This is a genomic window from Bacillus sp. z26, assembly GCF_058313635.1.
In genome coordinates this window covers 693,500-706,564 of record NZ_JBZFQM010000002.1, presented here as the reverse complement: position 1 = coordinate 706,564, position 13,065 = coordinate 693,500, and the positions used below count along the sequence as shown (strand labels likewise).

11 protein-coding genes are annotated in these 13,065 nt (G+C 37.7%); 10 read left to right on the top strand and 1 reads right to left on the bottom strand.

Annotated elements, in window-relative coordinates; translation table 11 throughout:
* Positions 1-103 precede the first annotated feature (103 nt).
* The 5 genes from AC4G3K_RS08575 (at position 104) to AC4G3K_RS08555 (ending at position 6,545) form a co-directional block, all read left to right on the top strand.
* Positions 104-643, top strand: coding sequence for a PadR family transcriptional regulator (locus AC4G3K_RS08575; protein ID WP_491076595.1), 540 nt, complete (start codon positions 104-106; stop codon positions 641-643).
* Between the two features lie 419 nt (positions 644-1,062).
* On the top strand, positions 1,063-2,712 hold the full coding sequence (locus AC4G3K_RS08570) for a catalase (protein WP_491076596.1): 1,650 nt from the start codon (positions 1,063-1,065) through the stop codon (positions 2,710-2,712).
* Positions 2,713-2,944: 232 nt separating this feature from the next.
* The gene (locus AC4G3K_RS08565) at positions 2,945-4,486 is read left to right on the top strand and encodes a TcaA 3rd/4th domain-containing protein (protein ID WP_491133044.1); all 1,542 of its coding nucleotides are present in this window, start codon (positions 2,945-2,947) and stop codon (positions 4,484-4,486) included.
* A complete protein-coding gene (locus AC4G3K_RS08560) occupies positions 4,432-5,799 on the top strand; it encodes a glycoside hydrolase family 3 protein (protein ID WP_491133043.1) in 1,368 nt (455 codons plus the stop codon). The genes AC4G3K_RS08565 and AC4G3K_RS08560 overlap by 55 nt, the downstream gene beginning before the upstream one ends.
* A gap of 275 nt (positions 5,800-6,074) precedes the next feature.
* Positions 6,075-6,545, top strand: coding sequence for a CueP family metal-binding protein (locus AC4G3K_RS08555; protein ID WP_491133250.1), 471 nt, complete (start codon positions 6,075-6,077; stop codon positions 6,543-6,545).
* Between the two features lie 137 nt (positions 6,546-6,682).
* Here the strand turns inward: AC4G3K_RS08555 and AC4G3K_RS08550 are convergent, their stop codons facing one another.
* Complete coding sequence (locus tag AC4G3K_RS08550; RefSeq protein WP_491133042.1) at positions 6,683-8,005, bottom strand: hypothetical protein; 1,323 nt, start codon at positions 8,003-8,005, stop codon at positions 6,683-6,685.
* A gap of 283 nt (positions 8,006-8,288) precedes the next feature.
* On the opposite strand from AC4G3K_RS08550, the gene AC4G3K_RS08545 reads away from it, so the two are divergent.
* Genes AC4G3K_RS08545 through AC4G3K_RS08525 form a run of 5 tightly spaced genes read left to right on the top strand, consistent with a single transcriptional unit; the run spans position 8,289 to position 12,872 of the window.
* The gene (locus tag AC4G3K_RS08545) at positions 8,289-9,500 is read left to right on the top strand and encodes a M20 metallopeptidase family protein (RefSeq protein WP_491076600.1); all 1,212 of its coding nucleotides are present in this window, start codon (positions 8,289-8,291) and stop codon (positions 9,498-9,500) included.
* Positions 9,487-10,296: a VOC family protein gene (locus AC4G3K_RS08540; RefSeq protein ID WP_491133041.1), complete on the top strand. Its 810-nt coding sequence runs from the start codon at positions 9,487-9,489 to the stop codon at positions 10,294-10,296. Before AC4G3K_RS08545 ends, AC4G3K_RS08540 begins: the two co-directional genes overlap by 14 nt.
* Before the next feature lie 23 nt (positions 10,297-10,319).
* A complete protein-coding gene (locus AC4G3K_RS08535; protein WP_491133040.1) occupies positions 10,320-11,297 on the top strand; it encodes an aliphatic sulfonate ABC transporter substrate-binding protein in 978 nt (325 codons plus the stop codon).
* A gap of 16 nt (positions 11,298-11,313) precedes the next feature.
* Positions 11,314-12,081, top strand: coding sequence for an ABC transporter permease subunit (locus AC4G3K_RS08530; RefSeq protein WP_491133039.1), 768 nt, complete (start codon positions 11,314-11,316; stop codon positions 12,079-12,081).
* A gap of 20 nt (positions 12,082-12,101) precedes the next feature.
* Positions 12,102-12,872 carry an ATP-binding cassette domain-containing protein gene (locus AC4G3K_RS08525; protein WP_491133038.1) on the top strand — a complete coding sequence of 257 codons (771 nt, stop codon included), beginning with the start codon at positions 12,102-12,104 and terminating at the stop codon, positions 12,870-12,872.
* Positions 12,873-13,065: the final 193 nt, after the last annotated feature.

Below are 13,065 nucleotides of genomic sequence, written 5' to 3'. Positions count from 1 at the left end.
AGAATGAAGAAGCAATCACTGAAAACGGAAATAAAAATACTGCTGAAATGCCTGCTTAATTTTGTTAAAATAAGGTATTAATTATGCTGAAGGAGCTTAGAGAATGGCTATCCAAATCTTTATATTAAGCAAGCTCATGGAGGATAATAATTATCCTTATAAATTAAAAAAGCAGCTTTCAGATCCTATACCATTGGATCAATTAAGTGGATTGACAGAAAGCAAGTTATACTATCATTTTGAATCATTGGTTAAACAGGGATTAGTCGAACAAGTTGAGGTTATAAAAGAGGAACACCGACCGGATAAACAAGTTTATGCGATTACGGAGAAGGGACGCGAAGAACTACCCAGGAAAATATACAAACTATTTGAAAATGCCAATAACATTACTGATATGGTGATAGGCTTAGGAAACATCAAGTATGTCGAACGAGATCAGGTTCTTAAAATACTTAACAAGAAATCAGAGAAAATTCGTTCACAATGGATGCATATTAAAGATTTTGAAAATAAGGTTCAGATAGATGAAGAAAATAAGAATCTTGTTGAGTTTATAGGGGAATATGTGACCGCTAAAGTAGATCATACTGTCTATTGGCTCGAGGAGTTAATCAAACAGATTCAGCAGGGGAAAATTTAATTAGATAACATCAAAAATATGTTATCTAAAAAGAATTAAAATTTGTAATGCACTTCAATTATTATCATTAATAATAGAGGTGCATTTTTGTTTGTCTACTAATTTTTGTGAGTTGGTTCTCAATTAGAATAAAGTAAAGTGAGAAACATAAAGCCAATATCGCAAATAGTCGTTGTTATTTATAATATTCCCGATGCAAAAAAAGGATAAAATTTCATAAAATATTCTTTAATAATAGGTTTAAAATTTAGAAATACCATATCATTTGCAATATTTTTAAATAATATTTATAGTAATAAATAGATAGATTGTAATAATTATCGATTGAAATTAATTCCAAAAACGTTGCGCCCTTAAAACCGTATTTTTCAAAATACAAGGTTATAAACGGTGAACGAAGAATGAGGAGGGTTTTCATAATGGCAGAGAACAAAGATATGAATGGTTCAAAGAATGAAGATGTGAAACGCGAGACATTAACAACTCGTCAGGGCCATCCAGTAACGGATAACCAAAATGTCCGCACAGTTGGAAATCGTGGTCCGACTACACTTGAGAATTATCACTTTATTGAAAAGATTTCCCATTTTGACCGTGAAGAAGTACCTGAGCGTGTCGTTCATGCCCGTGGTGCTGGAGCATTTGGATATTTCGAAACTTATGGAAAAGTTGGCGATGAGCCAGTAGAAAAATATACACGTGCAAAAGTATTTTCCGGAGCTGGAAAACGGACTCCATTATTAGTTCGTTTCTCTACAGTTGCAGGATCTAAGGATTCTTCAGAAACTGCTCGTGACCCACGTGGATTTGCTGTAAAAATGTACACAGAAGACGGAAACTGGGACTTGGTTGGGAACAACCTTAAAATTTTCTTTATCCGTGACGCAATGAAATTCCCGGATATGATTCATGCCTTTAAAGTGGATCCAGCATCCAATGTTGCAGATCCTAGAAGGATGTTTGATTTTGTATCCCGTACACCGGAAGCAACACATATGATTACATTCCTATTCTCTCCATGGGGTATTCCAGCTACATACCGCCATATGCAGGGATCAGGAGTAAACACATATAAATGGGTTAATGAAAAAGGCGAGGCAGTGTTGGTAAAATACCACTGGGAGCCGAAACAAGGTATCCGCAACTTGACTCAAGAAGATGCAGATTCTATCCAGGCTAAAACAACTGCTCATGCTACACAAGACTTATATGAAGCAATTGAACGCGGAGAGTATCCTGAATGGGAGCTATATGTACAAATCATGGAGGATGACTATCATCCAGAACTTGATTTTGATCCGCTTGACGATACGAAACTATGGCCAGAGGATAAATTCCCTTGGTTGCCGGTTGGTAAAATGGTATTAGATCGTAATCCGGTCGATTATCATGCTGAAATCGAACAAGCTGCTTTCGGTACTGGAGTTCTTGTTGACGGAATGGACTTCTCTGACGATAAAATGTTGCAAGGACGTACGTTCTCCTACTCTGATACACAACGTTATCGTGTAGGTCCAAACTATCTTAAATTACCAGTGAACGCACCAAAAGTTCCTGTTCGCACTAATCAGCATCGCGGTCAAATGGACACTCGTGATCCAAGAGAATCTGGAGACAATCCACATATTAACTATGAGCCATCTATGGTTGGCGGATTCCAAGAAGCAAGTAAGGAAGAACGTCCACAACACCGTCCTTCTTACAATGCTGCCGTAATGAGTGAGCCAATTGACCGTCCTAACAACTATGGTCAAGCTGGTGAAACATACCGCAGTTTTGAGGATTGGGAACGCGATGAATTGATTAAAAACCTTTCTAATGCGCTTGCCATCTGTGATAAACGTATTCAAGATGCTATGGTTGAACATTTCACTCAAGCTGATGAAGAGTATGGACGCCGTGTAAGAGAAGGCATTGATATGAAGATGAAAGAATTAGCAGAAATGAAAGAAGAATATACAGTGCCAGGTCGTGAAGCAGGTCAAACTAGATTTGGTCAAGGTACGGCTGCAGCAACCGAAGCAACAAAGGATGCTGTGAAGAAAAGCCATGAGGCTGATCCGTATTAATAGATAGAATAAACAAAAAGGGCTGCCAGTCAATAAAATTTGATTGGCAGCTTTTTTGTGTTCTCTTCTTTATTGGAATTCCCTTCACACCTTATTTACCTCTTAATAATCGTTTATCCTTTTACGCTAAAATTATATTAATATATCAAAAGAGTTTATCTATCTACTTCTGAAAGGTATAATATGAGTTGAAAAAATATTTTGAAATTATATAAGAGGAAGTGATAGACAAATGCGCTATTGTAAGAATTGTGGGACTGAATTGAAAGATGATGCTCATTTTTGCAGAGAGTGCGGAAATCCAGTTACAAGGTCTGGCACTATTTCGAAGCCTGTTGACAAAGAAACGGCAACAGATTCTACTAATACAGAACCAGCCGAAAAAGATGCACGTAATTCCAATGGAAGAAGGAAACGAACAAACCTTAAATGGATAATAGCTTTGATTGCTTTTATAATACTGGCTAGCACTTATTATTATTTGGATAAAATATATTATTCTCCTGATAAGGTGTTTGAGGGCTTTACCAATGCGATAGATGCCAAAGATATTCATCAGGTTAAAACATATATTAATGATGGACAGCGGGAGATGAAAGCAACAGACAAGCAAACTGAAACATTCATTAACTATCTACATAATAATCCAAAAGTATACTCAGACTTATATACAAACCTCCATTCAGAAGTGAGTTATTTTAATAACCTAGTGACTTCTTCCGAAAATTCATCTGAATTAAGCGCAATAGCGAATCTAAAAGAAAATGGGAAGAAATGGGGGATTTTCGATCATTATGTGATTGAAGTAAAACCTTACTATGTGAATGTAATCTCTAACTATGAAAATACGACTATCCAAGTGGATGAAGAAGAAATCGGAAACGTAGCTGAAGATCAAGAAAAAACATTTGGACCATTTTTACCAGGTGAACATTCAATAAAGGCAATTATTAATGGGGAATACGGCAAAGTTTCGCAGAGTATGGTATTTAGTGATTCCAGTTTGGAGGATCGTACAACTTCTGTGAAGTTTAACTGGTCTGATTATTTCTTCACAATCTATACAAATGAAGAAGATGCAACTCTATTTGTAAATGGAAAGAGCACCAACAAGACCCTTAAAGATTTAGATCGTTTAGGGCCTGTTGCATTGGATGGATCGGTAAAAGTACATGCTGAGAAGAGTTCAGGAAAGAAAACAATCAAATCAGATGCAGTCACCATTAAAGATGGAATGTATGGTGTTGAACTTTATTTCGCAGAAGAAGAGGTATATGCTTCTGAGGAGAATTCAGAAGATAATGAGAAAAGTACAGAGAAAGACGTTCCAGAAGATAGCGAGAACAGTACAGAGAAAGACGATCCAGAAGGTAGCGAGAACAGTAGAGGGGAAGAATCCGATGAAGAAGATGAAAGAGTGGAAGCTTCGAAAATAGAAAGTGTCATCTATTCGCATTATCAAAATATTACGAATGATGATTTCGAAGCGGCGTACAAATTATTTTCCTCTGAAAAGCGGAGTGAGCTATCCCTGGGTGATTGGTCAAATGGATTAAAAGCTAATCAGGCAGATCAAGTAAATGTTTTAAATGTGACAGAAGTAAATGCCGACACAGCCGTTGCTTATGTCGAGATGACTTCTTACGATGAGAATGAAGATGGCACAACTTTAGTTCAAGAGTGGGGAGGGGACTGGTATTTAGTGAAGGAAAATGGAAATTGGTATCTAAGCAAAGCAAAACTATCCAAGCTAAGTACCAAAACAGAATCATGAGACAGCCAAAGAAAAACCACTATGTCTTAAAGAGATTCCTTCTGAGTTTGATAGTTGTTTTATTAGTTGGAGGAGTCATTTACACGGCGTATCAGACATTGGTAGCAGAGGATCATGATACAAAAAATCTTGAAAAACCAAATCAGCAGGATCAAACAGAAAAGAATAGTCAATCCGTTTTGGATAAGAGCAAAGATCAAAATGAGACAAAGCCTGTGAGCTATTATCAAAATTCCGGAACGATTGATGATAAGGTTTCGTTTATGTTAGAAAATATGACACTTGAAGAAAAGATTGGGCAGCTGATGGTTGTGGGATTTCAATCCAGTGATCCGGATGAACATATAGAAAAAATGATTAAAGATTATCATGTTGGAGGGGTTATCCTCTTTGATCGGAATATGGATTCACCATCACAGGTGGCTGAATTGACGAATCAATTACAAGATATGGCGTATTCAACTGACCTTCAAATTCCGTTAACTTTCAGTGTAGACCAAGAGGGCGGATCGATTGTTAGAATGAGAGAGTCATTTTCCGAGCTTCCTTCTCAGCAGATACTAGGGAAAAAGGGAGATGAAGAGGAAATTAGGAATGGAGCGGTTCGTACGGGTGAACAGCTGGCAGCAATGGGCTTCACCATCAATTTTGCCCCGGTACTCGATTTATCCGAAACGGATAGCCGCTCATTCGGAAATGATCCTCATTTAACAGGGCAGTATGGAACTGAAGTAATAAAAGGTTTAGTAGAGGGCGGTGTCACAGCAACCGTCAAGCATTTTCCTGGTAATGGACGCAGTAATGTGGATCCGCATGAAGATACTTCTTCTGTAGAAGCTAATCAAATAGAATTAGAGAATAGTGATATCTATCCGTTCAAAAAAGTGATTGAAGAATTGAATCATGATGATTTTTTTGTCATGGTTACTCATATTAAATATCCAGCCTATGATAAGGAAAATCCGGCAAGTATTTCGTCTATTATTATGCATGATTTGTTGCGCAAAAGGCTGGGATATACGGGAATTGTTGTAACGGATGATTTAGAAATGGGAGCAGTAAATAAATATTTCACGTATGAAGATCTAGGCTGTCAGGCAGTTGCATCGGGTGCGGATATGTTGCTCGTTTGTCATACGGAAGAAAACCAAAAGAAAGTATTTAATGGAATCTTGAATGGAGTACATTCAGGAAAGATTTCAGAAGAGAGAATTGATGAGGCAGTTCAACGTATTCTGACACATAAATATCGAAATATAACGGATATCAAGGTAAATGCTGATGAAGCAGCAGAGATAGTTGGAGATAAATGATAGATGGGAAGGTGCTAGTTACTTAGCACCTTCTTGTTATATGTTTGGGCTAATTATTAGGTTCACTTCTATTATCGTTAGACTCGGCAAAGCTTCACCCTACCCTTCAGACTGTTCTAACATTTTCTCTGGTAACTTTCCCAATTGTCTATAAATGTTAACAATTAAGGAAAGATTAATCTACCAGTATGTTAAAATATTCCTGTATAGATGACGTACAGGAGTTGAAAAGGATGAGGAAAATTGTAATTGGATTATGGTCCATTTCTTTATTGATGGGGTGTAATTCAGATGAGCAAAGTAAAAAAGAAGCACAGGATATAAGGAAAGTGGTTCAAGAATATAGTGCAGGTAGTTTTGAGGATGTTTCCGCGTCCATAACATCAGAGGAGCTTATCGTAAAAGATAATCATAATAAAGAGAAGTCTTATGATCTTTCTGAGGAAGAATTCTTTGTTTCCATTGCACCTTATGTAAAAAATACGCATCCATGTGAAACCCACAGTTTAACAGGATGCCAGGGGGAATTGACTAATAAGGATTTTGAAATAACGGTTCAGGATGAAGATGGTCAGGTAATTATGGATGAGACTATGACATCATTAGAAAATGGCTTTATAGACGTATGGTTACCACGTGATCAAAAATTCAAGGTGAAAATAAAATATGGTGAAAAAACATCGGAATCTAGCATTTCTACTTTTAAAGGCGACAATACATGTATCACGACGATGCAATTAATCTAGTTGTCATATTTGGACTGTTTTTTCTGTTTCATTAGGTATTCGTTAAGACTCCTCTTTTTAATTCCCGAGAGGAATGATTTGAAAAAAGACTAATCGTTGAAGATAAAATATAATCTTTAACGATTAGTCTTTTTATTTCATAATTGCTGTAAAATCCTTTTGTAGACTAAGGAGGATCTATAAGCTCTACAAGTTTCATTTCTTCCTATAAGAATAATCTCCCCATTTGATGCGCGTATTCCATAATGACAATCTAATAGGCCGCATAATCTATATTTGTTTTGCTGAGAATCAAAGACATAACGAGGAATTAGCTCAAAATGATCTTTTATTTTTTGATAAGCTTGCTTTTTATTGATAGTAACTTCTTCAGAAGAAGATAATTGGTCAAAGTGATCGATCAATGATTTATTATCAATAAAGTTGATAGCTTGAAGATCCTTTAAATCGATTATAATCGTAAGCTTTCTATGAAAAATACTCGTATCTTCTTGATTTAATCGCAATGAAGCATGGATATACCCTTCCTCACGCTGCAAAGTTTTAAGTACCCATCTTCCTGTATCTTTTGAATATTCCCGACGCAAAAAATCAGTGACTATATCTATACACTTTTCTCTCTCAGTATCGGTTATGGGGAAGGAATCAGGACTAGGCTCATTTGGTAAAGCTTGTTCAATTGTTGCATCCCAATCCACATTAAATTCCTTTCTTTCAAATGGTTTATGTACCGTCTCATCCCAATCCATCGTTTTATCTATATGCAAGTTTCCTATCTTTCTTGTGAACTCATATGGTAGAGTAGATAAACCATCATTCGTTATATAAGTTTCATCTACTCCGTATATAGGAATGAGTGTCTCATGTTTAGATGATGGAAAATTAATCAATTTTAATTGTTTCCATGCCAGGTGTTCTATTTTTTCTAGAGAAAGTGCGTATGTCTCTTTCTTTATCATTTCTTTGGACGGAAAATGACCATGTTTAGAGTAGTAGAACAGATTACCACTCTGGTCTACATTCACTTCTATAGAACCGGAAGGAGAAATATATATATCATCAACACATGCTTTAAAATAAAACTCTCCATTTTCTTCTTTATGCAATTTAAATTGCTCCCCATATGACAACCCTGTTTCCTGTTCAATCCAGTTTATTATCGAGTCTATATGTATTTCATCAAATTTAATCCCTTCTGCATAAGATCTTCCTCCTACAAAAATAATACTCTCATATTTTAGGCTGTTGATATCTAATACAATAACAGCTGTCCCTTCAGGATTAAGATCTTCATCCTCTTGTTCCGTTACATGATTAGGGAACCATTCCATACACAGTGTATATTCAGTTTCATTTAAAATGTTCAATTCTCGTGATAATGAATGTCTTCCTAGATAATAGTTATTCAAACCAAAACGTAACTTTGTAGAATCAATTAATTCTTTTATCAACGAATGCATATCCCACTACCTTTCTTTTAGAAAACTAATAGTTCAGAGATTATTGATTACCTTAATTATACAGGGAATGATGTATCTGGTTATTACTTTCAAGGTGGATTGGATTTATTCAGGTCTTATACCTGCTTGTATAACTTTAGTTTTTATTAATTCATATAAAACATAGATAATTAATCGGAATTAACTATTGACGCAATGTTTGGATAAACTGTAAAATTATTCTTAACCATTATTTGATAAAAATACTCGGAATTAAAATTTGAGCAGTTTTTGAGGTGATAAGATGGCTGAAAGATATTATGAAGAACTAAAAACAAACTTTGAGGAAATGGTGTTATGGAGGAGATACTTACATCAACATCCCGAATTATCATTTCAAGAGTCCCATACTGCTAATTTCATTGCAGATAAGCTGCGAAGCTTTGGAATCAACGTGAAAGAAAAGGTTGGAGGGAATGGGGTAGTTGGTGTTATTGAGGGAAGTCACCCCGGGAAAACAATAGCCTTTCGAGCAGATTTTGATGCGTTACCTATTCATGATGAAAAAAGTGTTGAGTATAGATCGCGTATAGAGGGAGTCATGCATGCTTGTGGACATGACGGGCATACTTCAGCTTTACTTGCAGTTGCAAGAATATTAAACCATCATCGCAATCAATTAAAGGGCAAAGTAGTTTTGCTATTTCAACATGCTGAAGAAAAGCCTCCGGGCGGAGCGAAATTTATGATTGAGGATGGAGTTTTGGATGGGGTAGACCTTGTCTTCGGAGGTCATCTTGCGACAGAATTGCCGATTGGAAAGATTGCCACAAAAACAGGGCCGGTCATGGCATCTGTTGACGCGTTTAAAATTACTTTGCAGGGAAGAGGCGGGCATGGGGCACGACCACATCAAACCATTGATGCGGTGGCAAACGGGAGCAGGTTGGTTACTCATCTGCAACAAATAGTCAGTCGACGTATTAATCCGATTGAACCGGCTGTCGTCACGGTTGGGAGTTTTCATGCCGGGAATGCCTTTAATATCATTGCGGATTCTGCTGTGCTGGAAGGAACCGTCCGTGCGATGAATTCAGTAGTTCGTAAACAAATAGAAACAGAGATACGTGCCATTCTGGAAGGGATGACAGTGGCTGACGAAATAGAGTATTCATTAGATTACACGCACGGTTATCCTGTCTTAGTCAATCATAAGGAGGAAGCTTTATTAATCGAAAAGATCGTAAAAGAAACGGTTTCTGAAGATGCTTTTGTTGAAAAAGAAATTTCTCTTGGGGCAGAGGATTTTGCTTATTACCTGGAACAGAAACCTGGAGCGTACTTTTATGTTGGGGCATCTAATAAAAAAACAGAAACACAGTTCCCTCACCATCATCCACAATTTGATTTTGATGAGCAGGCATTACTGCAATTAGCACGGGTATTTTTACAAGTAGCCAATCATTATTTAGGTACAGACTCTATAGAAGGGGGAGAGGTTCGTGTTTCAATTTGACCATCTTGTTCATTTTGTTACTAGTCCGATAGAAGCAATAGAACAATTTCATGCTATTGGTTTACACGCTGTTGAAGGCGGTAAACACGAAGGCTTGGGTACATATAATGCACTTAGCTATTATGGGTTAAGTTACATAGAGTTGATTGGTGTCTATGACAAAAAAGCAGCAGAGGGCTCTGCTGACATGAAATACAGTTTAAGAGAATCGTTAAAAAACGACCAATTCACAGAAGGATTATCGCGGATTGCCCTTGGTTCTAATGATTTGGAGAGGGTTGCTGGAAAGTTTCGACAACTTGGATTGGAAGTATATGGGCCACATCCGATGAGCCGAAAAAGACCCGATGGAAGTATCGTGAGTTGGAAGCTATTATACGCAGGGAAACAAGGTGAAAATCTGAATTTGCCATTCTTTATTGAATGGGATGAAAGAGACGAAGAACGCAAGCAGGATTTAATAGAACGATCTGTCATCGCAAACCATGATAAAGGTGATATTCATCTTTCCTATGTTGGATTTGCTGTTCAAAATCTTGAAGAAACAGCAAAAAGATGGGCTGACTATTTAGAGTTGCAAGAAGGGGAATCATTCTTCGATTCCTCATTAAACGCTACCGGAAAACGACTGCATTTAAATGGCGGAGATATTGTATTATTCAGTCCAAATGGAAAAGGCCGTGTTTCTGAAGTCATAGAAAATAGAGGAGAAAAGCCATTTTTAGTTCAATTTAGCGGTGCCGGACAGGAAGAAGAAATCCAAATTTCAGCAGCAATCTACAGATTTTCAAAATGAGTAAAGATAAGGGTGAGGGACTAATGAAAAAGAGAATATCTAACTATATAATCGGAATCCTGTTACTGGTTAGCGTGTTATTCATCGCCGGCTGCGGAAAAGAAGGGTCAGAAAAAGCTTCTTCAACAAATGGAGATAAAGTGATTACAATTGGCTATCAAAAAGGAAACACACTACATATTTTAAAAGAATCCGGCTACTTGGAAGAAGCACTTAAAGAGAAAGGCTATAAAGTGAAATGGGAAATGTTCACACATGGTGGAACATTGTTAGAAGGGCTATATGCCGGTGCGATTGACTATGGGCATGCTGCTGATGGACCTGGAATTTTTGCACAAGCCTCTGGTAAACCCCTTGTATATGTTGGGGCAGACGCACCGAATCCTGAAGGTGTTGGAATGATGGTTTTAAAGGATTCGGGAATCAGTTCAATTGAACAGTTAAAAGGGAAAAAGATTGGCGTATTAAAAGGTGGCAATCATCATTATTTAGCTGTTCTGGCAATTGAAAAGGCCGGCCTTTCGGTTGATGATGTGGAATGGGTATATCCGGAAGACGCTGCACAGGGAAGGTCGATTTTTGAAACGAAGAAGGTTGACGCCCTCGCATCTTATGACCCATTTTTTGCAGCGGCTGAAGTCGAATTAGATACCATCACTTTTACAGAAAATATGGATTATCAATACCCAAACCGTACATTTTACTTTGCCACACCAGACTTTGCAAAAGAACATTCCGATTTGGTTGATATTATTTTGGAAACAACGGATAAATCAGATCAGTGGGCGAATGAAAACAAAGATGAAGTGGTTAAGATTATGTCCAAAGCTTTAGGGATTGATGAGAAAATCGTGAAAAAACAACTGGAGCGACGTACATTCGGAGCAACGAAATTGACCAAGGAAATTGTTGATACACAGCAGAAACAAGCTGATAAATATTTTGAAATTGGGTTAATACCAAAAGAACTTAATGTTTCTAAAGATATGCCAATCAACTAAAAAGGAATGAAAAACAATGAATCAAAAAATACTTTGGAAACTTGAGCCATGGATTATACCTGTGCTCATCCTGATTGTCTGGGAAGTTGTTGCCAGATTAGAAATTGTGAATGCCTCGCTGTTTCCTGCTCCAATTAGTGTATTGATTAGTGGATGGGAACTGCTTTCGAGCGGGGAGTTGGTCACCCACATCATGGCAAGCTTGGGGCGCGCCGTTGTTGGGATGATTATTGGTGGTCTGATAGGTTTTGCGCTTGGCATATTTAATGGTCTCTCTGAACGATCATACCGTTTAACAGATACGAGCATTCAAATGTTACGAAATATCCCACACTTAGCACTATTACCGCTTGTAATTGTTTGGCTGGGAATAGATGAAGGTTCAAAAATATTTCTGGTGGTATTAGGGGTTTTGTTTCCTGTCTATGTCAATACATTCCACGGTATTCGTAATGTTGATCCAGGGCTAGTTGAAATGGGGAAAATGTATAAATTAAAGGGCTGGAAATTATTTAAAGAAATATTGCTGCCTGGTGCACTACCTTCTATCTTTGTAGGCTTACGATATGCACTTGGCGTGATGTGGCTAACCTTGATTGTTGCTGAAACCATTCCTACACAAGTCGGGATTGGCTATTTAGCAACAAACGCAAGGGAATTTATGCAAACAGATGTGATTATTTTAAGTATTGTGATTTACGCGTTATTAGGAAAGCTGGCTGATATCATTGCCCAATTTGGTGAGAAGAAGGCATTAAAGTGGAATGTAAGCTATAACAAGTAAAAGTGAGGGGGGTGGCAAGGATGAGTAAGCTGGCAGCTGTAAAGTGGGAGAGCAGCACTGAAATAGTCAATAATCAGGCAATTCAAATTGAAATCATCGATGTTAGCAAGCGATTTGGAGACAAAGAGGTATTAAAGCATATACAGCTAACCATTGAAAAAGGGGAGTTTGTGGCCATTATTGGGAAGAGCGGCAGTGGAAAAAGCACACTTTTGAGGCTAGTCGCAGGACTTGAGACTTTAACCAGTGGTAAGTTGCTATTTAATGGAGTTGACTCCAATCGATCAACTGCCAATGTCACAATGATGTACCAGGACTCGAGATTATTGCCTTGGAGAAAAGTTGTGGATAATGTAGGACTCGGTCTTGATGGGGATTGGCAAGTAAAGGCGGAACGAGTGCTGGATGCAGTTGGTTTATTATCGTTCAAGGATCAATGGCCCTCCACTTTGTCGGGAGGACAAAAGCAACGCGTTGCCTTAGCTCGGGCTCTCATCCATGAACCATCTTTGCTAATGCTCGATGAGCCATTAAGTGCTCTCGATGCATTTACAAGACTGGAGATGCAAAACTTGATTGAAACCCTTTGGCAACGAACAGGATTTACAGCTTTGCTCGTTACTCATGATGTGAGGGAAGCAATACGTTTAGCAGACCGAATTATCCTTATTCAAGATGGTCATATATCGATGGATGTAAAAGTAGAAGCACCCAGACCGCGACACTTCACTGATAATCAGTTAACATTACTGGAAGACAAAGTGTTGCAGCGGATTATGCAGGAGAAGTGATGAAGAAATAAAAACAAGGTATCTGTGTAATTTCGGGATATAAACATGGTAAGATTAAAACAGTTTGGGAGAGTGAGGAGTCAGAAAAGGGCTGCTCACTCTTTTTTATGTATAGGTATCAGTAGGAGATATTGATAGTTTAGTTAAATCTCATCTACCGTAAGTAATAAGAATCTAAGGCATCCTTAATAGG